Origin of the sequence: Providencia sp. PROV040 (genome assembly GCF_032706145.1) — a bacterium.
Lineage (GTDB): Bacteria > Pseudomonadota > Gammaproteobacteria > Enterobacterales > Enterobacteriaceae > Providencia > Providencia hangzhouensis.
The window spans coordinates 1798727-1824146 of record NZ_CP120530.1 but is presented as its reverse complement, the minus strand read 5'-3'; the positions used below and the strand labels follow the sequence as shown (position 1 = coordinate 1824146).

The following is a 25420-nucleotide window of genomic DNA, read 5'->3' as shown; positions in this document are numbered from 1 at the left end:
TCCCTTTTATAATGCCGCTTACCGCGGCATTAATTTAACATTTATTCTTCTAATTCAATCTCTTCATCCTCATTATACATCGCAATTTCTTCGCTAATTGAAGAGATACGTTCAGTTAAGTCATGCAATATTATTTCATTTTTCATATTCCAACCTTAAATAAATTTAATTTAATTTAATTTAATTTAATTTAATTTAATCAGATAAGTTATCTACATTGATAACACTAACATTAGAAAATATTAAATTAAGACAGTCAACGTCAGTAGATTAATAAAAAATAATGCCACATAGATAATAAATATATTGGCAATACATATTATTTGAATATATATATTTTTTTAAATAAAATAAAAAAACAGCGTCTAAGTTTCCTTAAACGCTGCTTTTAATAGCAGGATTAATTATAAAAACGCTTTATATGGCAATTCAGGTTCATTTTTGAAAATATCACTAAAGCCACGGAAATGTTGATAATGCATGCGGTCTTTATCTGTTGGATAAGTATATTTCCCACCCACTTGCCAGAAGAACGGGGCAAATTTATATTGCAAACGCTCTTTTTTCATATTCCACAAGACTTCAATTTCCCGCGGATCATTTTGGAAGTTAGCCCAAATATCATGGTGGAATGGAATAACCCGCTCGCAATCTAATGACTCTGCCGCACGTAAAATATCGGATGACGTCATTTTATCGGTCACACCACGAGGGTTCTCTCCATAGGAAAGCAATGCCACATCAATCTGATAACGGTTACCGTGAGCCGCATAATAGTTTGAGTAATGTGAATCGCCCGAATGGTAAATAGAGCCACCCGTTGTTTCAATCAGGTAATTCACTGCACGTGAATCCATACCATCTAAAATTTGCTTATCATAAGAAGAAACACCCTGTGGCAATGTGACTAGTGCCGTGCGGTCAAATGAGTCTAACACACGGATTTTCATATCCCCCACTTCCAGTACATCACCGACTTTGGCAACAACGCAACGTTCGGTTGGTACTCCCCATTTTATCCATAAATCCACACAAGCTTGAGGGCCAATAAATTTAACGTGGTCACCACAGTTTTGCATTACCGCAGCAGCGACATTGACATCGATATGGTCAGCATGGTCATGAGAAGCTAAAATCGCATCAACTTCTTTAATCGCAAACGGATCTAAAGGGAAAATTGCAGTACGTAAGTTGGGTTGTAGCGCTTCAACACCGCCCATACGCATCATTTGGTGTTGCTTATTCATGAGTGGATTTTTTTGCGTTTTTTTCCCTGTTCCACACCAAAAATCGATACAAACATTGGTATTTCCCTCACTCTTTAACCAAATACCTGTGCACCCCAGCCACCACATTGAAAAGGTATTGGGTTCAACAACCGTTTTTTCAATTTCTTCATTTAGCCACGTTCCCCACTCAGGAAACGTACTTAAAATCCAAGATTCACGTGTGATTTCATTTACTTTGCTCATAGTAACAATACCTTTTCTAGAATTTTAGATGTAGGGAGCCTGATGCCTTAATCGAGAAATTAAGGCATGGCAGCTGAATTTGTCTATATTAAAAAATCAGGTATTCGACGGAATTAAACCAGTATCACTCGCGTGCCCTGCTCGGCAATCGCTTTGATAACCTCAGCATTGGCATTTCTTCCAGTGATAAGAACATCTATCTTATTAGCTGGGCAAAATAACATTCCCGTTCGATGACCCACTTTGGAACTGTCTACAACAACGACTAATTTATCAATTTGGTCAAGCATTTGCTGCTCTGCTACCGCAGTTAACATATCCGCTTTATATAAGCCAGCTTCCGTTAATCCTTTACCTGAAGTAAACATCCAGTTACCGGCATAGCCCATTAACGTGTTCAAAGCAGGATTCAAAAAAATGTTTTGTGCTTTGTTATACTGCCCACCGATTAAAATGACGTCATCATGGTCTTGGTCAATCAAATAACTCGCTAATGGAAAATAATTCGTCACAATTTGCACGTTTTTACCGCACAACTGCTGCCCTAACATAAACGCGGTTGAACCACAGTTAATTACAGCACTTTCTCCCGGAAGACAAAGTTCTGCCGCTTTAATTGCGATTTCAGACTTTTCTTCATAGTGCTCAGTACTATTGATGTTTAACGGTGTCCACTTACGCTTTTTATTTTCAATACGTTCTGCACCATTACGGACTTTTCGCAATTTACCTTGCCCATCTAACTTTGAAATATCACGACGAGCAGTTGCAGGAGACACACTAAATTGTTCGGTTATATGAGAAACATTGATCACTCGATGTGTTTCCAATAACGACAATATTTCATTGTGTCTTTGCACTTCATTCATAATCATCGCCTTATTAGTTAATAATCACGACCATGATGACATATGACTCAAAATGATTACTAGTGATTAGTTTTGATTCTATTTATCTCATCTAATATTGTCAACCTTTGCTTATGCAAAAAAACAATATTTGATTCAAGTAAAAATATCACATTGATATACATGGATATTTTAAATATTACGTGATCAAGTCGCCATTTATTTATTTTTTTACTGGTAAAAAAACAGACAAATGCAAACAATCATAAAAGAGCAATTCGTGATTACATATGATCACATTTGATTTTTGCGGGATTGTTTAACCCCTTTAAATGATTATATCGCAATAACACCAGATACGATCAATATGAATCATCTCTGACCCAGATAAATTACAAATACAATTTGATTAGAGGTAAAAATATGGATTTTTTATACGACGCTTTCTATATTTTTTACAGCCAAGTAATGACAAAAGCGCCTCTATTATTAGGCTTAGTCACATTTATTGGTTATTGGCTATTAAAGCGCGATGGCACGACAATCCTCAAAGGGACAATCAAAACGATTGTTGGTTTTATGCTAGTTGGCGTTGGAGCCAGTACTTTAGTTTCCAGTTTTAAACCCGTAATAGAAAAAATGTCTGAATACCATGGACTTACGGGCTCAGTTATTGACCCATATACGTCAATGATGGCGACAATGGAAGCCATGGGTGATAACTATTCTTGGGTGGGCTATACCGTTTTATTAGCTCTCGCAATTAATATTGTTTTAGTCCTTTTTCGCCGCGTCACGGGTATTCGTACCATTATGTTGACAGGGCATATTATGTTTCAACAAGCAGGCCTAATCGCTGTTTTCTATTTTGTGCTTGGCTCAAGCATGTGGGAAACCATTTTGTATTCTGCGGTATTAATGGCGCTGTATTGGGGAATTTCTTCCAATATTATGTTTAAGCCAACGCAAGAAGTCACTGGCGGTGCCGGTTTTTCTATCGGCCACCAGCAGCAGTTTGCCTCATGGATAGCAACCAAAGTTTCCCCGAAATTGGGGGATAGAAAAGACAGTGTTGATAATTTAAAACTGCCCAAATGGCTGCATATCTTCCATGACAGTATTTCCGCTACTGCCATTGTGATGACCTTATTCTTTGGTGTGATCTTAATTTCCTTTGGTATACCTAATCTGCAAACCATGGCAGGGACCACCCACTGGACCATTTATATTATTGAAACAGGTTTAAAGTTTGCCGTTGCTATCCAAATCATTGTAACGGGTGTGCGAATGTTTGTTGCCGAGCTTTCTGAGGCCTTTAAAGGAATCTCCGAACGTGTCATTCCCAACGCTGTGCTCGCTATCGATTGTGCGGCAATCTACGCTTTCTCACCTAATGCGATGGTATTTGGCTTTATGTGGGGGGCAATTGGGCAATTTGTTGCCGTTCTGGGTATGTTGGCATTTAACTCGCCAATTATGATTATTCCTGGTTTTATCCCAATGTTTTTCTCCAACGCCACTATTGGTATCTTTGCAAACCATTTTGGCGGCTGGAAAGCGGTTATGAAAGTCTGTTTTGTCATGGGCGTTATCGAGATATTAGGTTCTGCTTGGGCCATTGATCTTATCAATCGACAAGGTACTGAATTTAGCGGTTGGATGGGAATGGCCGACTGGGCATTAGCTTTCCCTGTCATTATGCAAGGTTTGTCTTTCTCTAAAATGTTCTTCTTTGTTGTTGTCGCCCTCTCCTTTGTCTATATGTACTTTGCCGCAAAAAAATTACGCGCTGAAGAAGACGCACAAAGTCCAACCGAAACTGAAATTCAGATCAATCAGAAAGCTGAAGCAGCCCCACTTGAAAATAGCGGCGCTAAACCTGTACGTATCTTAGCAGTTTGCGGTAATGGACAAGGCTCGTCAATGATGATGAAAATGAAAATTGGCCAGTATCTTGAGAAAAAAGGGATCCCACACATCATGGACTCCTGCGCCGTATCTGACTATAAATCAAAATTAACAGCCACTGATATTATCGTTTCCTCTAAGCATTTAAGCTCAGAAATGGACCCCGGTGATGGGAAATTTGTGCTTGGCGTACAAAATATGCTCAACCCTAACTCATTCGGTGATGAACTACTCGATATCATACATACTAATTTTATCGGAAATAAATAGCCTAAGTCATAGGAATAGATATCGCTCATAACGGTATCTACTCCCTTAACGTTGAAAAATAGGAAGGCAATGATGGGATTTAAACAATCACTAATCGACAATAATTCGATACAGCTACAAGCATCCGCTGATAACTGGCGTGATGCTATTAAGATAGGTACAGACCTGCTCATCGCTTCGGGGGCGATAAAACCCAGCTATCATGAGGCAATCATCAGCAGCGTTGAAAAACTTGGGCCTTATATTTGTATCGCGCCTAATTTGGCCCTTCCCCATGCAAGACCTGAAGATGGTGTACTAAAAACAGCCTTTGCTTTAGTCACACTAGACAAACCCATTATTTTTGATGGCGAGGATGAACCCGTTGATGTGCTGATCACCTTAGCGGGTAGCTCATCAGATGAACATATGGAAGGCTTGATGGAAGTGACTCGCGTTCTCGATGATGAAAACAGTGAAACCGGTGTCGATCTTGATAAATTACGCCGCTGCCGCACCATTGATGATGTTTATCAGGTTATTGACCAAGCATTATGCTAATTTAATGATAATAAAAAAGAATCATTAATTAGCAATAGAGGTAATCAACTATGTATAACGTATTAGCGCTTGATTTAGATGGCACAGTTTTAACTCAAGAACACACTATCCACCCAGCCGTCAAACAAGCCATTCACAAAGCAGCAAAACAATGCCATGTCATGATAGTCACGGGTCGCCATCATACCGCAGCTCGCCCCTATTATGATGAGCTTGGTTTAACCACGCCAATTATTTGTTGCAATGGTACTTATATTTATGATTACCAAAATGAAAAAGTTCTCACACACAATGCTCTCACCAAAGAGAACGCGCTCACTTTTATTGAACTGGCGCAACAGGACAAACTGAAAATGGTGATGTATATCACCGATGCCATGGTGTATTCAAAAATCTATCCCATCGATTACATGAGCGCGATGGAGCAATGGGCTAACGACCCAACCATGGCCCATCCGCCAAAAATTTATCGCATTGATTCATTTGAAGAACAAGTCCAGCACGCTGACTATATTTGGAAATTTGTCGTCGAAGGTGAACCGGCTACGTTAGAGCGCTTCTTAAACTCACCTTGGATAAAACAAACTTTTAATGCAGAAAAATCATGGTCAAACCGTTTCGATTTTGCTGCTAAAGGCAATAACAAAGGCACGCGTTTAGCTGAGTATCTTCATTCTCTGGGTTATGACTCGAAGCAAGTTATTGCTGTTGGTGATAATCACAACGATATCTCCATGATTAAGCTAGCAGGCTTAGGGGTTGCAATGAAAAATGCTGATGACACCGTGAAGTCCCATGCGGATTTCGTTTGTGCTACCGATAACAATGGTGATGGCCTTGCGCGTCTCATACATGAAAATATTTTAGGACAATCACAATGACAAAGCCTTTGATCCAAATAGCTCTAGACCAAACCAACTTACCGGCTGCACTCGAAGTGGCTGAAAATGTACACACTTTCGTTGATATTATTGAAGTGGGCACAATCTTAGCTTTTGCAGAAGGTATGAATGCGGTCGCGACTTTACGTCAAAAATATCCCAACCACATTCTAGTTTGCGATATGAAAACCACGGATGGTGGAGCCATTTTATCGAAAATGGCATTTGAAGCGGGAGCAGATTGGATCACAGTATCAGCGGCGGCACATATTGCCACTATTGCTGCCTGTAAAAAAGTTGCCGATGAGTTTAATCGTGAAATCCAAATTGAAATCTATGGTAATTGGACTTTTGACGATGCCAAAAATTGGGTTGAACTTGGTATTTCGCAAGCTATTTACCATCGTTCCCGTGATGCAGAACTCGCTGGTATTGGCTGGACCAATGAAGATATCGAAAAAATGCGCAGACTGTCTGATTTAGGACTAGAACTCTCAATTACAGGCGGGATAGTTCCAGAAGACCTGCATTTATTTAATGGTATCAATGCAAAAGCCTTTATTGCTGGCCGTGCATTAGTTGGCGAAAAAGGCAAAAAAACGGCGGAAGCATTAAGGGAACAAATTGATCGTTTTTGGAAATAGTAATTAGGAATAATTCTGACTCAAAAACCGACCTTTCCGTTTAAAACTCACTCGATTAAAATTCAGGCCAGCAAAATAGCTGGCCTTTTCAACAATCTATCAAACTTGTGATTTATTAACCTAATTGCCTACGTGCATTACGGAAAATCCGCATCCACGGGCTATCTTCTCCCCAATTTTCAGGGTGCCATGAATTACTCACAGTGCGGAAAACACGCTCAGGGTGCGGCATCATGATCGTTGCTCGGCCATCTTTCGAGGTCACCGACGTAATACCATTAACTGACCCATTCGGGTTAGCTGGATATTGCTCAGTTACCTGACCGTAGTTATTCACGAAGCGCATTGCCACCAGCCCATTATCTTCTAATTGCTGTAAATGTGCGGCTGCACGGGTTTCCACTTGCCCTTCCCCATGAGAAACCGCTATCGGCATACGAGAACCTGTCATATCTTGCAGTAACAGTGATGGGCTTTTTGCTATTTCAACTAAGCTAAAGCGTGCTTCAAAACGTTCAGAACGATTACGTACAAAACGAGGCCAGAATTCAGCACCCGGGATAAGCGTATGTAAGTTCGACATCATCTGGCAACCATTACATACCCCCAGAGATAAAGTATCAGCACGGTTAAAGAATGTCTCAAATTCATCACGGACTTTATTGTTGAATAAAATAGATTTTGCCCAACCTTCACCCGCACCTAATACGTCACCATAAGAGAAACCGCCACAAGCCACTAATGCTTGGAATTGTTCCAAAGACAAGTTACCTGCGAGTAAATCACTCATATGCACATCAATTGCATCGAAACCAGCACGGTCAAAGGCTGCCGCCATTTCCACATGTGAGTTCACACCTTGTTCACGTAAAACAGCTACTTTAGGACGTACACCTGACAAAATAAATGGCGCAGCAATGTCTTCTTCAATGTCATAAGTCAATTTCACATTCAAACCTGGGTCTTGGTTATCCTGTTTCATTGTATGTTCTTCGTCGGCACACATTTCGTTATCGCGCAAGCGCTGCATTTGCCAAGTCGTTTCAGCCCACCATTGGCGCAATAAACTGCGAGATTCGCGGTAAACAACCGTATCTCGGCTATTGATGATCACGGCATCATCTTGTATTGCAGAACCTAAATAATGAACACAGCCTGCAAGCCCTGCTTGTGCAAAACATTCTGCCACATACTCTCTATCGGCTTCATTAATTTGAATGACAGCGCCTAACTCTTCGTTGAATAATGCTGCGAGCGTGTCTTCATCAAAAGAGCTAATATCAACATTAATACCGCAATGACCTGCAAAAGCCATTTCCACTAAAGTGACGAATAAGCCGCCATCTGAGCGGTCATGATAGGCTAATAATTTTTGCTCGGATAATAACTTCTGAATGGTATTAAAGAAGCCAAGCAATACTTCAGGGCTACGTACATCAGGGGCTTTATTGCCTAACTGACGATATACCTGTGCGAGTGCAGAACCGCCCAGCGCGTTATGGCCTTGCCCGAGGTCAATTAATAACAAGGCATTATCATGACCTGTTTTTAACTCAGGTGTCACTGTTAAGCGGACATCTTCAACACGGCCAAATGCACTAATCACCAAGGAAAGTGGCGACGTCATTTCACGCTCTTCACCATCCTGCTGCCAACGAGTTTTCATTGACATGGAATCTTTACCAACAGGGATGGTTAAGCCTAGCGCAGGACAAAGCTCTTCCCCTACCGCTTTAACCGCTTCATATAAACCTGCGTCTTCCCCCGGATGCCCTGCCGCTGCCATCCAGTTTGCAGACAATTTAACGCGTTTTAAATCTTGCACATATGAACATGCAATATTGGTTAATGCTTCACCTACGGCCATGCGTGCTGATGCAGCGAAATCCACCAATGCTACTGGCGTTCTTTCCCCAATAGACATGGATTCCCCATAGTAGCTATCTAAACTTGCAGTCGTTACCGCACAGTTAGCGACAGGAATTTGCCATGGGCCAACCATCTGATCACGAGCAACCATGCCTGTAACGGTTCGGTCGCCAATGGTAATTAAGAATGTTTTTTCAGCTACGGCGGGTAAATGCAGGACACGTTTCACCGCTTCATTTAAATTAATCGCTGTTCTGTCTAATGAATCCGGTTCCGCCTTTAATGTTTTTACATCACGCAACATTTTTGGCGTTTTGCCTAATAAAACATCCAGTGGCATATCAATCGGTTGGTTAGCAAAATGTTCATCATTTAATGTCAAATGACGTTCTTCAGTGGCTTCCCCAATCACTGCAAACGGCGCACGTTCACGCTCACAAATTGCGGTGAACACAGGAAGCTGCTCTGGTGAAACGGCCATTACATAACGTTCTTGAGATTCGTTACACCAGACCTCCAATGGGCTCATTCCTGGCTCATCATTGAGAATCTTACGTAACTCAAAGCGCCCACCACGGCCACCATCACTGACCAATTCTGGCATCGCGTTCGACAAACCGCCTGCGCCTACGTCATGGATAAATAAAATTGGGTTATCATCACCAAGTTGCCAACAGCTATCGATGACTTCTTGGCAACGGCGTTCCATCTCTGCGTTATCGCGCTGTACCGAAGCAAAATCCAGGTCTGCATCTGATTGGCCCGATGCCATTGATGATGCAGCTCCACCACCTAACCCGATATTCATTGAAGGGCCACCGAGTACAATGAGTTTTGCACCGACCGTAATTTCGCCTTTCTGTACGTGATCTGCACGGATATTTCCTATGCCCCCCGCTAACATAATCGGCTTATGATAACCACGTAACTCTTCTCCATTGTGGCTATTGACCTTTTCTTCATAAGTACGGAAATAGCCTAATAACGCAGGGCGACCAAATTCATTATTAAATGCCGCACCGCCTAATGGCCCTTCCATCATAATATCCAAAGCGGTCACAATGCGCTCTGGTTTACCGAAATCTTCTTCCCAAGGCTGTTCAAAACCAGGAATACGTAGGTTAGAAACCGAAAAACCGACTAAACCTGCTTTTGGCTTCGCGCCACGACCTGTTGCGCCTTCATCACGAATTTCACCACCAGAGCCTGTTGCTGCGCCTGGCCAAGGCGAAATCGCTGTTGGGTGGTTATGGGTTTCTACCTTCATTAAAATATGAGCATCTTCTTGGTGGTAGCGGTAAGTGCGCCCTTCAGGCTCAGGGAAGAAACGACCAACAGGCGAACCTTCCATCACGGCTGCGTTATCTTTATATGCCGATAAAACGTGGTCAGGTGTTTTTTCAAACGTATTTTTAATCATTTTAAACAGCGATTTAGGCTGTTCTTCGCCATCAATCACCCAATCTGCATTAAAGATTTTGTGGCGACAGTGTTCTGAGTTTGCTTGAGCAAACATGTAGAGCTCAACATCCGTTGGATTACGTTTTAACCCGACAAAGGCCTCTAACAGGTAATCAATTTCGTCATCAGCTAATGCCAGTCCCATTTCCCTGTTTGCTGTTTCCAATGCAATACGACCACCCGCAATCACATCAATAGATTTCATTGGTGCTGGCTGGTGCTGCACAAATAATGCGCTCGCTTGTTCAAAAGAAGAGAAAATGCTTTCCATCATGCGATCGTGCAAAATAGCGATCACTTCATGCCACTGCTCTTGGGTCAGTGCATCACCTTGGACATAATAAGCAACCCCACGTTCAATACGCTTGACTTGATTAAGACCACAGTTGTGTGCAATATCTGTTGCTTTTGAAGACCATGGAGAGATAGTTCCCGGACGAGGAGTCACTAAAATAAGCTTACCGAATGGGTCGTGCTCTGCCAGAGAAGGGCCGTACTTTAACAAACTGCTCAGTTTGCCTTGCTCACCATCACTCAACGGCGCCGAAACTTCAGCAAAGTGCATATACTCAGCATAGATATCCGTGACAGGAAGCTGTTTTTCTACAAACAGTGCCAAAAGGCGGGTAATACGAAATGCTGATAGAGCAGGTGAACCACGCAAAATTTCCATCGTCTTAATTTCTCTCTTTTAAACGCCAGCCCTGAACATGAAAGCAGGGAAACCGGAACACATTATAGAGCAATGTTCATCAATACGAAACCGTTTGCGTGATTAAAAATAAAGCGATTAGTTAAATATTATTCTGTGCTAAATACGATAATATAGGTTGCACCCTTCCTAAATGTTGAGCAAAATAGCCGACTACTGGAATTATAACCATTACTTAGCCATACTCTTTTATGGACATACAGCACCAGTCAATGCACGAGAAACTATTATTTGAATAACTTAAAAGTTAACTATTTAATTGTCGTGGTCATCGCGCTACTGGCTACTATGGTCATCGGTTTTAACGTCCGTTGGCCCAATACGCAGAATTCACAAATTAATAAAATTATTTCTCAAGGTGAATTACGTATTAGTGCCGTTAGCTCGCCACTTATCTATATTGATGAGCAAAAACAGCTGCGCGGGTTTGACTACGAGCTGGCTCAAGGCTTTGCCTCATACCTAGGAGTTAAACTCAAAATAACCATCCGCCCAACATTCGAGCAAATATTTGATGACCTTGAAAATGGTGATGCTGATATCGCGGTAGCGGGCCTGCTGTATAACAAAGACCGTTTAGCCAAAACGAAAACCGGTCCAAGCTATCTTAATGTTACTCAACAACTTGTATATCGTAAAGGAACAAACCGTCCCAAAAATTTCAATGAAATTAATGGTAAATTATTAGTTACCGCTGGCACAGCTCATGCAAGTACACTTAAAGAATTGTCCAAAGAATACCCAGACCTAAAGTGGGAAGAAACTTCAAAATACAATACCAGTCAAATCCTTGAAATGGTTGCTGATGGCGAGGTTGACTACACGTTAGAAGACTCTATTGCGGTTGCACTACAACAACGTATTCACCCTCAAATTGCCGTGGCTTTTGATTTATTGGATGAACATGCTATCACTTGGTACATGCGACGTAGCAAAGAAAACAGTTTAGACGCTGCGTTACTTGACTTCTTCAATCTCAGTCATGAAACCGAATTACTCGCACGCCTTAATGAAAAATATTTTAGCCATGTAGAATCCTTCGATTATTTCGACACAATGGCATTTATAAAGGCAATTGATAATAAACTTCCCGAGTATCAACCGCTGTTTGAAAAATATGCTCAGGTGATTGACTGGAAATTATTAGCAGCTATCGCATGGCAAGAGTCCCATTGGGACCCTTTAGCGACTTCGCCTACAGGTGTACGTGGGCTAATGATGTTAACCAAGCCAACGGCAACAACAATGGGTATTGCTGACAGGTTAGACCCGGAAGAAAGTATTAAGGGTGGTGCCGCTTATCTTGCTTATATTATGGAACGTTTACCTGAAACCATCGAAGAAGATGACCGCATCTGGTTCGCCCTTTCTGCCTATAATATGGGATATGGGCATATGCAGGATGTACGTAAATTAACTGAAATGTTAGGCGGAGACCCTAACCGGTGGTTAGATGTGAAAGCTCGCTTACCTTTATTGACACAGAAAAAATATTACTCACAGCTCACTTATGGTTATGCACGAGGCCACGAAGCTTATCGTTACGTTGAGAATATTCGTCGTTATCATCAAAGTTTAGTTGGTTACTTACAAAGCCAAGAAAGAAAACAGCATGCACTTGATATTGCACAAAAATCACTTATTTATTTAATTTCACCAGAAAACCTGACAGCAGCTGAGTCTCAAACGATTCAAAATCAGTCCCCTATTCCTGAAAAAGTGAGTACTACGCATTTAGGGAAAATGAGTTCTGCAACGCAACCACCTAAAACACTTGAAGAAAAAAGACTACCATTAGGAAAGTATTTGCTTTCACTACATCCATCGCAAAATACCGATGAAACCGATGATAAAACGCCCATCACACCACTAAAAGCACCTGAGAAGCCGTTATAAATCATGCTGAAATAAAATGGGAGCGCTAAAATTTACCATATTAGCGCTTTTGTTCTTTTTTTTGGGCTCTACGCAGCTTAAAAAAAGCACTCAGCATTGAAGAACATTGCTGTTCTAGAACACCACCAGTAACATCCACATAATGATTTAACCCTGCTTGCCCCATGATATCTAGGTAAGAACCACAAGCTCCAGTTTTAAAGTCCTTAGCACCATAAACTACACGGCTAATACGGCTGTGGATCATTGCACCTGCACACATAATACAAGGCTCTAACGTGACATATAAGGTGGTATCTAATAACCGATAATTTGATAGCTCTTGCCCTGCTTGTTGCAAAGCCATAATCTCAGCATGTGCAGTCGGATTGTGGTCAATAATAGAACGATTCCACCCCGAGGCAACCAAATGGTTATCTTTCACTAAGACCGCACCGACAGGAATTTCGCCAAGATCTTGTGCTTTTAGCGCAAGTTCAATGGCTTGTTGCATCCAATACTCATCAATTTCTATTTGTGTCACTCTTACCTCTAACCAATGCGTTTATACGTGATTATCCTTAAATGTTAGAATGACCGCAATTAAAATGCTTTTGCCTTTATAATAACAACCTAATTTTAATTGCTAAAAATCGCTAATTTAGCTGCAAAACCCATAAAGAAAGCGCCTACCGTACAATTTCCAAGTTTTGCAAGGAGCTGCTTTTCACGTAAAAAACGAGCTATCAAGTAACCACTAAAAATCAATAAGCTTAAGTATAAAAAACTGACTAATTCTAAGATCGTCGCGAGTACAAGATAAGGCACCCATGCATGAGAGTAATTAAAATCAACAAATTGTATAAAGAAAGAAATATAAAATAGAATTGCTTTCGGGTTTGTTAAGCTCAGCACTAAGGCTCGAGTAAAATGGTTTTCTGTTTTAATTGAAATAGTGTCAGTGCCGTCTTGATTCGACTTCTTATGCATAAATGTGCTATATAAAATCTTACAACCTAAATATAGTAAATAAGCAGCCCCTAAATAGCGCACTATCATAAATAATGTTGGAGAAGCTTTGATTACCGAAGCTACACCAATGAATGACAGGAAAATTAATATCCCATCCCCAGTAAATACCCCTAGAGCAGCCCGATAACCAAACCGAGTCCCACTCGAAGTACTTGTTTTTAATACATATAATGAATTAGGCCCTGGTACGATAATGATTAAAACAAGCCCTGCTAAGTAAGTCCAAAAGTTAAGAACACCAAGATTTTCGAACATATTTTCAACCCTTTATCTTTTTTATTATTTTTATCACAACTTTCAATCTTTGTGAATATTTATTCTATTTATTAGATATATGAAATGAACTAATAATAAAAATTATTTTAAATCTAACTTATTTATTTATGATAACTAGGCAATCAAATTATTATTCATTATTAATAGTAAAAGGAATAAATATATGGCTATCATTAGAAGATTGGTACAAGACGGTTCATTTGAAGAGTTTTATCCAACAACAATGACATTCAATGCCGCAAAACGTAATTATTTTTTAGGCCACTCAAAAGATAAAACTTACGTTGTCTATGCTATGGCTGATAATGGTAAAATTGAACCAAATGCTCCTGCGCAAAAAGGCAAATTAAGATCCTACCTTGGTAATATTCAAGCATTTTATGATACAGTAGATAATAAACAATACTTATATGGATATAATTTAAGCGAGAAAATCGTCGAATTATATGAAATTGACGATAAAGCTGGCATAAAACTACTCTATGTTGATGAATTTACTGTTGGAAGTACAATTCAATCGGCAACTCTATTTATCGCCAATGGCCTTATCCATATATTCAGTCAAGCTGAAAAAGATAAAAGCTGGAAAACCCATAGCTATAGCATCATATAATACCTTCCTTATATTACGTATATTTTATGACACCTTAAATCAGTCACAAGGGGTATTAATTACCCCTTATTTAAATAATCAAATTTAAAATCATATTTTAATAAAGAAAGAAAAGCGGTATAAGATCATCAACATTAAAACTTCACCACACTATTAACATTAGGTCTATTTAAATAAATAATCTTATCTTTCACCCTAGTTTCGATTATTTAGCATAGGTATATTTACATTCTTATCTTAATTCACTTTATTATTACATTCTAGTTTACTGATTATTTAAAAATAGAGAATAACGATCCAGATGTGAATACAATAACAGAAAAGGATACCAATATTCTGGTATAGCAAAAAATTGAACGCTAAAAACACAAATTTATCATTTAAATGATGTAAAACATCTACACTATGATTTGTTGTTACTTTTTTCAGGCTTTGCAGGTAAAATACATGGCATAAAAATATAAAAACCAAACGAAAGTAACGAATAGGTGCAAGGTATAAGTTACTAGTTTTTAACTTAATACAATGTAAATCACTGATATGTCTTTATTAATTACAAAACGCTGTATCAATTGCGATATGTGTGAACCCGAATGCCCAAATGATGCAATATTTATGGGTGACGAAATTTATGAAATTGACTCAACACTATGTACTGAATGTGTAGGCCATTACGACAAACCTACTTGCCAGTCCGTTTGCCCAATTACTAATACAATCATCACTGATCCTCAACATATCGAAACTGAAGAACAGCTTTGGGATAAGTTTGTTGCAATTCATCACGCCGATAAAATTTAGGTTTAACTTCACTTATATCCAATTATTCATCTAGTTATCCTTAAATGCTGCCAGTGATTTTTACTGGCAGCTCGGTATTACATTGATTCAAGAAATACTTTCTATGATAACTGTAGCAGATGCATAGTGACGTTCATCGGTAATAGAAACATGGTAATGCGTAACTTTTAACCGATTCGCTAGCTGTAATGCCTCCCCAGTTAAACTTAATAATGGTTTCCCCAATTTGTCATTGGTTACTTCAAATTGGTTAAAGGCTAAACCATTACGGATCCCTGTTCCTAATGCTTTTGCTGCCGCTTCTTTAACTGCAAAGCGTTTTGCTAAAAAACGAGCTGGCTTTGATTGCTGTTGATATTGGGCTAATTCAGTCTCAGTTAGAATTCTTTTCGCCAGACTATCACCGGTTCGTTCAAGCACCGACTCAATTCGAGCAATCTCAACAATATCCGTTCCTAATCCAACAATGGCCATTATTTACGTGCTTCTAATAAGATTTTTTTCATGTCAGTAACCGCTTGAGCTAACCCACTAAACAAAGCACGGCCAATAATTGCATGGCCAATATTAAGCTCATAAATTTCAGGTAACTGTGCAATACGTTGAACGTTATGGTATGTCAAACCATGACCCGCATTAACTTTAATGCCTTTACTCGCCGCATATACGGCACCATCACGAATACGGCGAAATTCTAACTCTTGCTCTTGTTCTGATTTAGCATCAGCATAAGCCCCTGTGTGAATTTCAATAAATGGTGCTCCACACTCTTGTGCTGCATCAATTTGCTGATGATCCGCATCAATAAATAATGAAACGAGAATGCCCGCGTCAGTCAGACGTTTTACAGCATCAGCCACTTTCTGTTTTTGGCCCGCAACATCTAAACCACCTTCAGTGGTTACCTCTTCACGCTTTTCTGGCACTAAACAGCAAAAAGTAGGTTTGATGCGGCACGCAATTTCAACCATTTCATCAGTTACCGCCATTTCAAGATTCATACGTGTTTGAATAGTTTCATTCAACAGAGTGATATCTCTATCTGTAATATGGCGTCGATCTTCGCGTAAATGCACTGTAATGCCATCAGCGCCTGCTTGCTCCGCAACAAATGCAGCTTGTACAGGGTCTGGATATTGAGTTCCTCTTGCATTTCTAACCGTTGCAATATGGTCGATATTTACGCCTAACAAAAGCTCTGCCATTTTTTATTCCCCATTAATAAACACTAACAAACTCATCTACCTACTATCCTACTGTAATTTTCTCCTTTGAGGGAATAAATCTCTCACCATTCGAAGCAAATTCCAATCTGTATATCCTGTTTCAGTATTTGTATTTTATTTTTGCGAAGCGCTTCGTAAGATTTTGTACCAGTGAAATAAATGTATTGTCTGAAAGAGCCAGCTCCGCTAAAAAGACACATGAGAAAAGGATATATTGTAGTAATCGAGGTGTAACAAACTAGATAAAAAATAAAATGAAAAACAATTTTAGCTCTGTTTGTTATGTGTAACTGGCGAGTAAGTAAACTGTCGAAATAATTCTCTGCTTTTTAAAGGTTTACCGCCTAAATATGGTTTTAAAGCAAGTCGGGTAAAACGTTTTGCTGCTTTGAGCGTATCTGCGTCAGGAAATTCTCGACTCGCCAATGCCTTAAGTTGTTTACCCGTAAAACTAAGCTGGTCAACAACCAAGCTACCAATAAACCCTTTTTCTTCTCTATACCGGTAAGTCATTGTGTCAGAAACGGGCTCTCCGCTGCCAGCGCAATGTAAAAAATCAACACCATAACCAAGGTAAGAAAGCAGAGCCAATTCAAACCGACGCAATGCAAATTCGGGAGTGTGCTCACTTGCGGCAAGGATCTGTAAGCATGAAAGGTAATCAAAAAATAGTGAGGAATATGGTGTACCAAATTCTAATACACGTGCGGTTAATTCATTAAGGTATAAACCACTATATAGAACGGTTCCCGTTAAAGGGAGAGCCAAAGACACAGGGTCGGCATTGATTAAGGTTTTGATTTCACCTTTGCCCCCCCAACGGATTAACAAAGGTGTGAAGGGCTGTAAACAGCCCCTTAATGGTGAACGATTACGGCGAGCGCCTTTTGCAAGTAAACGTATTTTCCCTTCGCCTTCAGTAAAAAAATCGAGCAATAAACTCGTTTCACTGTAAGGCCTTGAATGGAGTACAAACGCACGCTGCCAACCACTCACTTTGCCACCTACTATTTTAGGTCGTCAACATAACCCAGGCTACGTAATGCTCTTTCGTCATCAGCCCAGCCAGATTTAACCTTAACCCAAAGCTCAAGGTGTACCTTGTTATCAAACATTCTTTCCATATCGATACGCGCTTCGGTACCAATGGTTTTCAGTTTGCTCCCTTTGTTACCAATAACCATTTTCTTTTGGCCTTCACGCTCAACAAGAATTAAGCCATTGATATGGTAAATACCCGCTTCTGTTACCTTAAATTGTTCAATTTCGACGGTTACCGAATATGGCAGTTCATCACCCAAGAAACGCATGAGCTTTTCACGGATAATCTCAGATGCCATAAAACGCTGAGAACGGTCAGTAATATAGTCTTCAGGAAAATGATGAATAGCTTCAGGTATATGTTGTTTAACAATTTTAGCAATTGTATCCACACCAGTACCTTTTTCTGCACTGATAGGAACAACATCTAAAAAATTCATTTTCTGACTGATCATACTGATATGTGGCAACAGTATGGTTTTATCAGTCACATTATCAATTTTGTTAATTGCCAATATAACAGGGCAACGCAAGCTAGATAACTTAGTCAGTACCATTTCATCATCAGCGGTCCAATTAGTTCCTTCAACAACAAAAATAACTAATTCAACATCACCAATTGAACTGGATGCAGCGCGATTCATTAAACGGTTAATTGCACGTTTTTCTTCAATATGAAGTCCTGGGGTATCAACATAAATAATTTGGTAATTATCTTCTGTGTGGATCCCCATAATACGATGGCGAGTCGTCTGTGGCTTTCTCGAAGTAATCGAAACTTTTTGCCCCAGTAATTGATTCAATAATGTCGATTTACCGACATTTGGCCGTCCAACTATGGCAACAAAACCACAGTGGGATTGTAATTCACTCATTCAAGCTCCAAAATTTTCAATGCTTGCTCTGCTGCTGCTTGCTCCGCTTTACGACGGCTTGAGCCAACGCCATTAATCGGTTGGTCAATACCACTGACTTGGCAGTGGATCGTAAATTCTTGATCGTGAGCTTCACCTTTAACCTGAACAACCAAATAATTAGGTAGTGGTAAATGGCGTCCTTGCAGATATTCTTGTAACCTTGTTTTCGGGTCTTTTTGCTTATCACCCGGACTGATCTCAACCAGTCTACTTTGATACCAATCTAAAATAATTCTTTCGATCGTTTGGATATCACTATCTAAAAAAATACCACCGATCAGTGCTTCAACAGTATCAGCAAGGATAGATTCGCGACGAAAACCACCACTTTTTAATTCCCCCGGTCCTAAACGTAAACATTCACCGAGTTCAAATTCGCGTGCGATTTCTGCTAATGTATTTCCGCGTACAAGCGTTGCTCGCATACGACTCATATCCCCCTCGTCTACCTTTGGAAAACGGTGGTATAAGTCATTTGCAATCACAAAACTCAAAATCGAGTCACCTAAAAATTCTAGGCGTTCATTATGTTTGCTGCTTGCACTTCTATGTGTCAATGCTTGGATTAATAACTCGTTCTGTTTGAATTGATAACCAAGCTTACGTTGTAATCTTTCTATTAAAGAGGGGTTCATGTGCGCCCAACCATTTTTATTTGATAAAAAAGCACACGCAACAGACCTGTAAAATGCACCATTTTACAAAACTGTTGCGTTTGCACTGACTCCGAATACTCCCGCATTTTTGCAGCTCAGTGAAACTAATTATAAAAATCCATTAGTTACAATAAGTTAAAATGGGAGAGTTAATAATTGGGGAGCCAATAATATTAATTAATCTATATTGTACACTGGGTAAAACAATAATGCTTCGGATAATACGGGTTTTCAAACGAAAACCCGTATTTGTAGCATTTAGCTAGACCCACTAACCAAATTATAGTGGACCAATTCGACTAAAGCGAATACCTGTCGGCCATTCATTTTCTTGCTTATCAAGACTTAACCAAATAAATACCGCGCGACCAACTAAATTCTCTTCCGGCACAAAGCCCCACATACGGCTGTCAGAGCTATTATCCCTGTTGTCACCCATCATAAAGTAGTGCTTTTCAGGAACAATCCATTCATTCTTCGGCATACCTGGTTGCAAATATTTTGCTTCCGTAATTGCTTGACGAATAATCAAAATTTGATGCTCAACCGTATCCAATTTTTCACTACGTTCGTATTGACGCAATGCATTTCTTGGTAGAGGTTGGTCTAATGGAATTTCATAATTGCCCTTTTGGTTATCAACAACAGAACCGATATCAAGGAACATTGTCCATTCACTCGGCGCCAGAGGACCATAAACAATAGGTAAGGTCTCTGTACATTTGTTATCTGCACAATTAGGGTAAATTGTGAGTTCCTTTGCATCTGGGTTATAAATAATTTTATCACCCGGCATTCCAATAACTCGTTTTACAAAATCAACATTAGGATCTTTAGGGTATTTAAAAACTGCGATATCACCACGTTTCGGTTTACCTGTTTCGATTAATGTCGTTTGTGTGATTGGATCTTTCAAACCATAAGCAAATTTCTCAACCAACATAAAATCGCCAACTAACAACGTTGGCATCATTGACCCTGAAGGTATTTGAAATGGCTCATAAATAAATGAACGCACAATCAGTACAATCGCTAACACAGGGAAAATAGACGACCCTGTTTCAAGCCATGATGGACGGCGGACAGCATTTGCCACATCCGCCTCGCTCACTGCGCCATTTGTTGCATCCTGTAACTGCTTAAGTTTTGCTTTACGCGCAGGTGCAAATTTAAACTTGTCTAAACACCATATAATCCCAGTGATTAATGTTGCCAGTGTTAGGATCAAGGCAAAGGTGTTAGCCATTGAGACTCCTTGTAAACTTAGTCTTTACCAACATGCAATATAGCAAGGAACGCTTCTTGTGGTAGCTCAACGTTACCAACTTGCTTCATGCGTTTCTTACCATCCTTTTGCTTCTGTAACAGTTTTTTCTTACGGCTAACGTCACCGCCATAACACTTAGCAAGTACGTTTTTACGCAGTTGTTTAACTGTAGAACGAGCAATAATGTGGTTACCGATCGCAGCTTGAATCGCAATATCGAACTGCTGACGCGGGATCAACTCTTTCATTTTTTCAACCAGTTCACGGCCGCGATATTGAGAATTCGCACGGTGAGTGATCAAGGCCAAAGCATCTACACGCTCATTGTTGATAAGAACATCAACACGCACCATGTCTGATGCTTGGAAACGTTTAAATGCATAATCTAAAGATGCATATCCACGAGACGTTGATTTTAAGCGGTCGAAGAAATCCAATACCACTTCTGCCATTGGGATTTCATAAGTCAACGATACTTGATTACCATGATAGACCATATTGGTCTGAACGCCACGTTTCTCAATACAAAGTGTAATAACGTTACCTAAATATTCTTTAGGCATCAGCATATGACACTCTGCGATTGGTTCGCGTAATTCTTCAATATTGTTCAATGCCGGTAGCTTAGATGGGCTATCGACATACACGATATCACCATTGGTCTGCTGCACTTCATACACTACAGTTGGCGCAGTGGTAATCAAATCAAGGTCATATTCACGTTCTAAACGTTCTTGAATGATTTCCATGTGCAGTAAGCCAAGGAAACCACAACGGAAACCGAAACCTAGCGCAGTAGAAGTTTCTGGCTCATAAAATAAAGACGCGTCATTTAGACTTAACTTACCTAGTGCATCACGGAATGATTCATAGTCATCAGAACTGACTGGGAATAAACCAGCGTAAACCTGTGGTTTAACCTTTTTAAAACCAGGTAATGCTTTATCTGCTGGATTACGAGCCCCTGTTAGCGTATCCCCAACTGGGGCACCAGTGATGTCTTTAATTGCACAAACTAACCAGCCCACTTCACCGCAACTCAAAACATCACGGTCGATTTGCTTAGGTGTGAAAATACCGAGGCGATCTGCATTATATACTTGCCCGGTGCTCATCACTTTAATTTTATCGCCTTTTCTCAATGTTCCGTTTTTAATACGAATCAATGAAACAACGCCTAAATAGTTATCAAACCACGAGTCAATAATAAGTGCTTGCAAAGGCGCATCCGCATCCCCAATCGGAGGTGGGATCTCTTTAACAAGGCGTTCAATCACATCTTGAACACCAATACCTGTTTTTGCAGAGCAGCGAACTGCATCATGCGCGTCAAGGCCAACAATATCTTCTATTTCATCAGCAACACGCTCAGGATCTGCAGCGGGTAAATCAATTTTATTTAAAACCGGAACTACTTCTAAATCCATTTCGATAGCGGTATAGCAGTTTGCCAAGGTTTGAGCCTCAACGCCTTGCCCTGCATCAACCACCAGCAAAGCACCTTCACAGGCTGCTAATGAACGAGATACTTCATAAGAGAAGTCTACGTGACCCGGGGTGTCAATGAAGTTTAATTGGTAAGTTTCACCATCTGACGCCTTATAATCAAGCGTCACGCTCTGTGCTTTAATAGTGATCCCACGCTCACGCTCTAAGTCCATCGAGTCTAAAACTTGTGCCGCCATTTCGCGGTCGGTTAAGCCACCACAAATTTGAATAATGCGATCTGACAAGGTCGACTTACCATGGTCGATATGAGCAATGATGGAAAAGTTTCTTATATTATTGATTTTCAAGGTAATATCTTCTTTTAAATTGCCTTACAAAATCAGCTTTGTGCAAGTATCGCGACAAAACTAAAATGCTATGATTATCACAAGATTGTTAATTAGCAGCATTTTACATATAAGAACCCGCTAACACAAAGATTCAATGTAAAACAACTGTAAACCTGCATCAGGTTAATAGGTTAGTCGTCATAATTCATCATTAATACAAACCACATCAACCACGCTTATAGCCATAATCAATCTATTGTAATTTCTAACTCAAAACAGACAAAATATGTTAATGACTTTATTAGCCATAATACTATTTGTATGTTAATTAATTCTAATCCACAAAAAAGGGAAACATATGTTCCCCTTTCAATTGATAATATCAAATTAACCTTCTAACTCAACATATTGAAATTTAGCAATTAATTTGTACTGAAAGCTCGCTCGGAGGCAACCCTATCTGTAAAACAACAGGTTGAAAAGCTTCATCATCGCGCAAATTTGACGCTAGCCTACGCGCAACATAAAAACCAATAATACCACCAATTACACCTGAAATCGCTATCCAGAACTGCTCAAAATCAAACGCCTGCGCTAAGCCTGCAAAAATAAACAACCCCAAAATGGGTGTTAAGTAAACTAACAGCGCTGAGCGAATTAAACTCCCCTCAGGGATGCCCACTTCAATTTTCTGCCCTTCAACTAGTGGTTGTTCAATTGCGATTTCTAATTCATGTTCCGTATTTGGCCCAATTTTGCTTAAAGCATAAGAACCACAGGTTTTACGAGCACCGCAACTACCACAGCCGGATGAAGAACCATAGCGCAATAAAGCCCTACCGTTTTGCCAACGGACTACTGTTGCCCACTCTTTTACCATAATTTACTCCCGAAACTGAATACTACCTGCTACCACTTGTGCTGTTGCTAATGGTAATTCACCAATGATAGTGATGACATTTTGCTTTTGCGTCATTGTGTAAATAGTTCGACGCCCATTTTGAAGCGGTTGATCGAGTAACGGGCCTTTAGTCGATTTTGTCACATTTACAGAAAAGGTAAATAAACCATCACTAAACATTGCAGTTTCAACCACGTCATCTTCAGCTAATTTTCGCGAAGAACGGGATATTTCTTCAAAACCAGGTGGTAACATGCCAACTTGCCACTTAAAGGAAGGATTTCCATTTTTAGGGGAAATCAATAATGGCGGCATATTCACTTTACTTAACGCAAGTAATGAATCCTTAACTGTTTGGCTATCTAGCACCGTCGAGATCACACGAAATTGTTCTAATGTTTGGCTATTATTATCGAGAAGGTCGATACGTAATGGCAATTTCGTTTCTTCATCGATCAATACTACATAGTTAAACCGAGAATTGTCTTTCGATATTATGCGAATTACTAATGCTGGCCTATCGCCAATGTGGGTCCGCCCTGCATCAATAAAATTATAATAAGGTTTAATCTGTTGATAATTGGCAAAAACTACTGATGGTAAATTATCGACTATATATTTACCATTTAAGCTGAATGCATCAAAACCAGGTTCAAAGTAACTGATGCTATTGCCTTTTTGAACAATTTCACGACGCGATGAATCCATTTGGATCATTTGTGAAACAGGTTCACCATTAATGATGGCATGGCGGTAACGTACAGGTGTTATTGATTGCGGACTGAATGTCATATAAGACATTTCGTAAGAAAGGTTCTGGGCAGCATTTCCCATTTCTTTAAAAAGAACATCGGCATCTAGTTCAGATGCCGAAGCTTGATTAGAAATAATCAGGCTGCCCGTCAGGCAGATGACGGATAACCATTTGTTCATTATTGCAATTTAACTCCTGCTGAAGACGCAGGTTTTACAGACTCTTGATATTGCTGGTTAAGCATCGAGCGTCTTTCAATTTCATACTGTTGAAGCATCGCATTAATACGTTGATTTTGTTGCTCAACTTGTTGAATTTGCTGCTCATTACCAAATAATTGGTTATCTGAGATATTTAAGCTAACTGGAGCCCCGCTGCCAACAGGAATAGTATTAAACATTGGCTCATCAACCGGTGAGTCAACGGCATTACTTTGGTTGTATTGTTGAACCCCAACAATAACCGCCAAAGACACGCAAGCTGCAACACCAATTTGAGTCAGCTGGCTCGCCCAAGGACGAATTTTACCCCAGAATGGGAAAGCCCCCCAAGTCGCAGGCTCTGGCTGCGATTCGACAACTACCTGAGGATTAATACGCACAGCTTCATTCTCTAATGCTGCCGCAACTTTACTTGCAATATCGAAGTGCATGACTTCATTAGTATCGTTACGCAGAGTATCACGAATAAGATGATAGCTCTCCCAACGTTGTTTTAACGTTGAATCACGTGAAATAGCGTTGACCAGTTCTAAGTCTAGTACTTCGCCATCCATCATTGCGGAAAGTTTCTCTCTTTGCATGCCCAATTACCTTCAGTTAATTGCATCACAATTATATTTAATTGACTGATTTAACAGACTAATACTGTTGAATCAGAGGCTGAACTTTATTATCAATCGCTTCCCTTGCCCTAAAAATACGAGAACGTACGGTGCCAACAGGGCAATCCATTATTTCTGCGATTTCTTCATAGCTCAAACCATCTAACTCGCGGAGAGTAATTGCCATTCTAAGATCTTCTGGCAGCGATTCGATGGTCCGGAAAACAACTTTCTTTAATTCATCAGACAACATTAAGTTCTCTGGGTTCGAAATTTCTTTTAAGGCACCAGCGGTTTCAAAGTTTTCTGCATCACTCGCTTCCAAGTCCGACGCAGGTGGGCGTCTATCTTGGGCAACTAAATAATTTTTAGCTGTATTTACCGCAATCCGATAAAGCCAAGTATAAAATGCGCTGTCACCACGAAACGAACCAATGGCGCGATAAGCTTTTATAAATGACTCCTGCGCAACGTCAGGCACATCTGCTTGCGGTACATAGCGGGATACTAAGCTTGCGACTTTATGCTGATATTTTATCACCAATAAGTTGAAAGCTTGTTGATCGCCTTTTTGTACCTTTTCAACCAAAATCTGGTCGGTCAGTTGCTCGCTCATTCCAGGAAGTATCTCCCGAATTCAGGCCGATAATATGTTAACTTGATCATGTTCTCCCTTCCTAAAGCAAGCACTACTTTGAGTAGTAGAACTCGTTGAAGTTCAATTTAATCTAAAAAAATAGTCAAAAATTTACAAAACTGATAAAAAAATTACTGAGACGATCTTAAAGATCCTTATTAAAACAACTGCCTATAATATTCTTTCAGGCCTATAAGACAGCATACAGATTTTAGGCG

The 25420-nt window shown here is 40.0% G+C and carries 24 protein-coding genes; 7 read left to right on the top strand and 17 right to left on the bottom strand.

The genetic code is table 11. The annotated features are described in order from the left end of the window. Positions 1–41 precede the first annotated feature (41 nt). From P3L40_RS08380 to ulaR, 3 genes are all read right to left on the bottom strand, one after another. Positions 42–146, bottom strand: coding sequence for a pantocin A family RiPP (locus P3L40_RS08380; protein ID WP_112308265.1), 105 nt, complete (start codon positions 144–146; stop codon positions 42–44). 258 nt (positions 147–404) lie between these two features. Further along, complete coding sequence (ulaG, locus tag P3L40_RS08375) at positions 405–1472, bottom strand: L-ascorbate 6-phosphate lactonase (protein WP_004264959.1); 1068 nt, start codon at positions 1470–1472, stop codon at positions 405–407. Between the two features lie 113 nt (positions 1473–1585). After that, entirely contained in the window at positions 1586–2341 is a 756-nt protein-coding gene (gene ulaR, locus P3L40_RS08370) for an HTH-type transcriptional regulator UlaR (RefSeq protein ID WP_036959016.1), read from the bottom strand. Between the two features lie 402 nt (positions 2342–2743). On the opposite strand from ulaR, the gene P3L40_RS08365 reads away from it, so the two are divergent. The 4 genes from P3L40_RS08365 (at position 2744) to P3L40_RS08350 (ending at position 6563) form a co-directional block, all read left to right on the top strand. Continuing rightward, on the top strand, positions 2744–4498 hold the full coding sequence (locus tag P3L40_RS08365) for a PTS ascorbate-specific subunit IIBC (RefSeq protein ID WP_094961695.1): 1755 nt from the start codon (positions 2744–2746) through the stop codon (positions 4496–4498). A gap of 72 nt (positions 4499–4570) precedes the next feature. Next, positions 4571–5038: a PTS sugar transporter subunit IIA gene (locus P3L40_RS08360; protein WP_094961694.1), complete on the top strand. Its 468-nt coding sequence runs from the start codon at positions 4571–4573 to the stop codon at positions 5036–5038. A 50-nt stretch (positions 5039–5088) separates the two neighbouring features. Further along, a complete protein-coding gene (locus P3L40_RS08355; protein ID WP_210852314.1) occupies positions 5089–5919 on the top strand; it encodes a Cof-type HAD-IIB family hydrolase in 831 nt (276 codons plus the stop codon). After that, positions 5916–6563, top strand: a complete 648-nt coding sequence (locus tag P3L40_RS08350; protein ID WP_196731759.1) for a 3-keto-L-gulonate-6-phosphate decarboxylase UlaD — start codon at positions 5916–5918, stop codon at positions 6561–6563. Before P3L40_RS08355 ends, P3L40_RS08350 begins: the two co-directional genes overlap by 4 nt. A gap of 115 nt (positions 6564–6678) precedes the next feature. Here P3L40_RS08350 and purL read toward each other — a convergent pair whose 3' ends face one another. After that, positions 6679–10566 (bottom strand): phosphoribosylformylglycinamidine synthase, encoded by a 3888-nt coding sequence (gene purL, locus P3L40_RS08345; RefSeq protein WP_210852312.1) that lies wholly within the window; start codon positions 10564–10566, stop codon positions 6679–6681. A gap of 270 nt (positions 10567–10836) precedes the next feature. On the opposite strand from purL, the gene mltF reads away from it, so the two are divergent. Beyond that, positions 10837–12501, top strand: a complete 1665-nt coding sequence (gene mltF, locus P3L40_RS08340) for a membrane-bound lytic murein transglycosylase MltF (protein ID WP_050763803.1) — start codon at positions 10837–10839, stop codon at positions 12499–12501. A 40-nt stretch (positions 12502–12541) separates the two neighbouring features. Here the strand turns inward: mltF and tadA are convergent, their stop codons facing one another. Together tadA and leuE are read right to left on the bottom strand one after the other, a co-directional pair. After that, the gene (gene tadA, locus P3L40_RS08335; protein WP_004264969.1) at positions 12542–13024 is read right to left on the bottom strand and encodes a tRNA adenosine(34) deaminase TadA; all 483 of its coding nucleotides are present in this window, start codon (positions 13022–13024) and stop codon (positions 12542–12544) included. 95 nt (positions 13025–13119) lie between these two features. Continuing rightward, on the bottom strand, positions 13120–13767 hold the full coding sequence (leuE, locus tag P3L40_RS08330; RefSeq protein WP_004264970.1) for a leucine efflux protein LeuE: 648 nt from the start codon (positions 13765–13767) through the stop codon (positions 13120–13122). Positions 13768–13951: 184 nt separating this feature from the next. Here leuE and P3L40_RS08325 point away from each other — a divergent pair, with 184 nt between their 5' ends. Together P3L40_RS08325 and P3L40_RS08320 are read left to right on the top strand one after the other, a co-directional pair. Then, positions 13952–14401, top strand: coding sequence for a hypothetical protein (locus tag P3L40_RS08325; protein ID WP_004264971.1), 450 nt, complete (start codon positions 13952–13954; stop codon positions 14399–14401). 540 nt (positions 14402–14941) lie between these two features. After that, the gene (locus P3L40_RS08320) at positions 14942–15202 is read left to right on the top strand and encodes a YfhL family 4Fe-4S dicluster ferredoxin (RefSeq protein ID WP_036959019.1); all 261 of its coding nucleotides are present in this window, start codon (positions 14942–14944) and stop codon (positions 15200–15202) included. 87 nt (positions 15203–15289) lie between these two features. Here P3L40_RS08320 and acpS read toward each other — a convergent pair whose 3' ends face one another. From acpS to rpoE, 11 genes are all read right to left on the bottom strand, one after another. Beyond that, on the bottom strand, positions 15290–15676 hold the full coding sequence (gene acpS, locus P3L40_RS08315) for a holo-ACP synthase (protein WP_004264973.1): 387 nt from the start codon (positions 15674–15676) through the stop codon (positions 15290–15292). Next, entirely contained in the window at positions 15676–16407 is a 732-nt protein-coding gene (gene pdxJ, locus P3L40_RS08310; protein ID WP_094961689.1) for a pyridoxine 5'-phosphate synthase, read from the bottom strand. The genes acpS and pdxJ overlap by 1 nt, the downstream gene beginning before the upstream one ends. A gap of 288 nt (positions 16408–16695) precedes the next feature. Further along, positions 16696–17424 carry a DNA repair protein RecO gene (recO, locus tag P3L40_RS08305; protein ID WP_004264975.1) on the bottom strand — a complete coding sequence of 243 codons (729 nt, stop codon included), beginning with the start codon at positions 17422–17424 and terminating at the stop codon, positions 16696–16698. Positions 17425–17435: 11 nt separating this feature from the next. Further along, positions 17436–18344: a GTPase Era gene (gene era / locus P3L40_RS08300; protein WP_004264976.1), complete on the bottom strand. Its 909-nt coding sequence runs from the start codon at positions 18342–18344 to the stop codon at positions 17436–17438. Next, entirely contained in the window at positions 18341–19021 is a 681-nt protein-coding gene (rnc, locus tag P3L40_RS08295; RefSeq protein ID WP_004264978.1) for a ribonuclease III, read from the bottom strand. The genes era and rnc overlap by 4 nt, the downstream gene beginning before the upstream one ends. Positions 19022–19322: 301 nt before the next feature. Continuing rightward, positions 19323–20288, bottom strand: a complete 966-nt coding sequence (gene lepB, locus P3L40_RS08290) for a signal peptidase I (RefSeq protein WP_004264979.1) — start codon at positions 20286–20288, stop codon at positions 19323–19325. Positions 20289–20305: 17 nt separating this feature from the next. Next, on the bottom strand, positions 20306–22099 hold the full coding sequence (lepA, locus tag P3L40_RS08285) for a translation elongation factor 4 (RefSeq protein WP_036959062.1): 1794 nt from the start codon (positions 22097–22099) through the stop codon (positions 20306–20308). Between the two features lie 403 nt (positions 22100–22502). Continuing rightward, a complete protein-coding gene (gene rseC, locus P3L40_RS08280; RefSeq protein ID WP_004264981.1) occupies positions 22503–22967 on the bottom strand; it encodes a SoxR-reducing system protein RseC in 465 nt (154 codons plus the stop codon). A 3-nt stretch (positions 22968–22970) separates the two neighbouring features. Then, a complete protein-coding gene (rseB, locus tag P3L40_RS08275) occupies positions 22971–23921 on the bottom strand; it encodes a sigma-E factor regulatory protein RseB (RefSeq protein ID WP_004264982.1) in 951 nt (316 codons plus the stop codon). After that, positions 23921–24544 carry an anti-sigma-E factor RseA gene (gene rseA, locus P3L40_RS08270; protein WP_110591977.1) on the bottom strand — a complete coding sequence of 208 codons (624 nt, stop codon included), beginning with the start codon at positions 24542–24544 and terminating at the stop codon, positions 23921–23923. Before rseA ends, rseB begins: the two co-directional genes overlap by 1 nt. Positions 24545–24602: 58 nt before the next feature. After that, positions 24603–25181 (bottom strand): RNA polymerase sigma factor RpoE, encoded by a 579-nt coding sequence (rpoE, locus tag P3L40_RS08265; RefSeq protein ID WP_004264984.1) that lies wholly within the window; start codon positions 25179–25181, stop codon positions 24603–24605. Between the last annotated feature and the right edge of the window lie 239 nt (positions 25182–25420).

What these genes read in the sequence shown, in the direction of transcription:
- rseC (WP_004264981.1), bottom strand. Translation starts at nt 22,967, where the DNA reads ATGGTAAAAGAGTGGGCAACAGTAGTCCGTTGGCAAAACGGTAGGGCT.
- P3L40_RS08325 (WP_004264971.1), top strand. Translation starts at nt 13,952, where the DNA reads ATGGCTATCATTAGAAGATTGGTACAAGACGGTTCATTTGAAGAGTTT.
- P3L40_RS08380 (WP_112308265.1), bottom strand. Translation starts at nt 146, where the DNA reads ATGAAAAATGAAATAATATTGCATGACTTAACTGAACGTATCTCTTCA.
- leuE (WP_004264970.1), bottom strand. Translation starts at nt 13,767, where the DNA reads ATGTTCGAAAATCTTGGTGTTCTTAACTTTTGGACTTACTTAGCAGGG.
- pdxJ (WP_094961689.1), bottom strand. Translation starts at nt 16,407, where the DNA reads ATGGCAGAGCTTTTGTTAGGCGTAAATATCGACCATATTGCAACGGTT.
- ulaR (WP_036959016.1), bottom strand. Translation starts at nt 2,341, where the DNA reads ATGAATGAAGTGCAAAGACACAATGAAATATTGTCGTTATTGGAAACA.
- P3L40_RS08355 (WP_210852314.1), top strand. Translation starts at nt 5,089, where the DNA reads ATGTATAACGTATTAGCGCTTGATTTAGATGGCACAGTTTTAACTCAA.
- ulaG (WP_004264959.1), bottom strand. Translation starts at nt 1,472, where the DNA reads ATGAGCAAAGTAAATGAAATCACACGTGAATCTTGGATTTTAAGTACG.
- era (WP_004264976.1), bottom strand. Translation starts at nt 18,344, where the DNA reads ATGAGTGAATTACAATCCCACTGTGGTTTTGTTGCCATAGTTGGACGG.
- rpoE (WP_004264984.1), bottom strand. Translation starts at nt 25,181, where the DNA reads ATGAGCGAGCAACTGACCGACCAGATTTTGGTTGAAAAGGTACAAAAA.
- rnc (WP_004264978.1), bottom strand. Translation starts at nt 19,021, where the DNA reads ATGAACCCCTCTTTAATAGAAAGATTACAACGTAAGCTTGGTTATCAA.
- P3L40_RS08320 (WP_036959019.1), top strand. Translation starts at nt 14,942, where the DNA reads ATGTCTTTATTAATTACAAAACGCTGTATCAATTGCGATATGTGTGAA.
- lepB (WP_004264979.1), bottom strand. Translation starts at nt 20,288, where the DNA reads ATGGCTAACACCTTTGCCTTGATCCTAACACTGGCAACATTAATCACT.
- rseA (WP_110591977.1), bottom strand. Translation starts at nt 24,544, where the DNA reads ATGCAAAGAGAGAAACTTTCCGCAATGATGGATGGCGAAGTACTAGAC.
- acpS (WP_004264973.1), bottom strand. Translation starts at nt 15,676, where the DNA reads ATGGCCATTGTTGGATTAGGAACGGATATTGTTGAGATTGCTCGAATT.
- rseB (WP_004264982.1), bottom strand. Translation starts at nt 23,921, where the DNA reads ATGAACAAATGGTTATCCGTCATCTGCCTGACGGGCAGCCTGATTATT.
- P3L40_RS08360 (WP_094961694.1), top strand. Translation starts at nt 4,571, where the DNA reads ATGGGATTTAAACAATCACTAATCGACAATAATTCGATACAGCTACAA.
- purL (WP_210852312.1), bottom strand. Translation starts at nt 10,566, where the DNA reads ATGGAAATTTTGCGTGGTTCACCTGCTCTATCAGCATTTCGTATTACC.
- P3L40_RS08350 (WP_196731759.1), top strand. Translation starts at nt 5,916, where the DNA reads ATGACAAAGCCTTTGATCCAAATAGCTCTAGACCAAACCAACTTACCG.
- P3L40_RS08365 (WP_094961695.1), top strand. Translation starts at nt 2,744, where the DNA reads ATGGATTTTTTATACGACGCTTTCTATATTTTTTACAGCCAAGTAATG.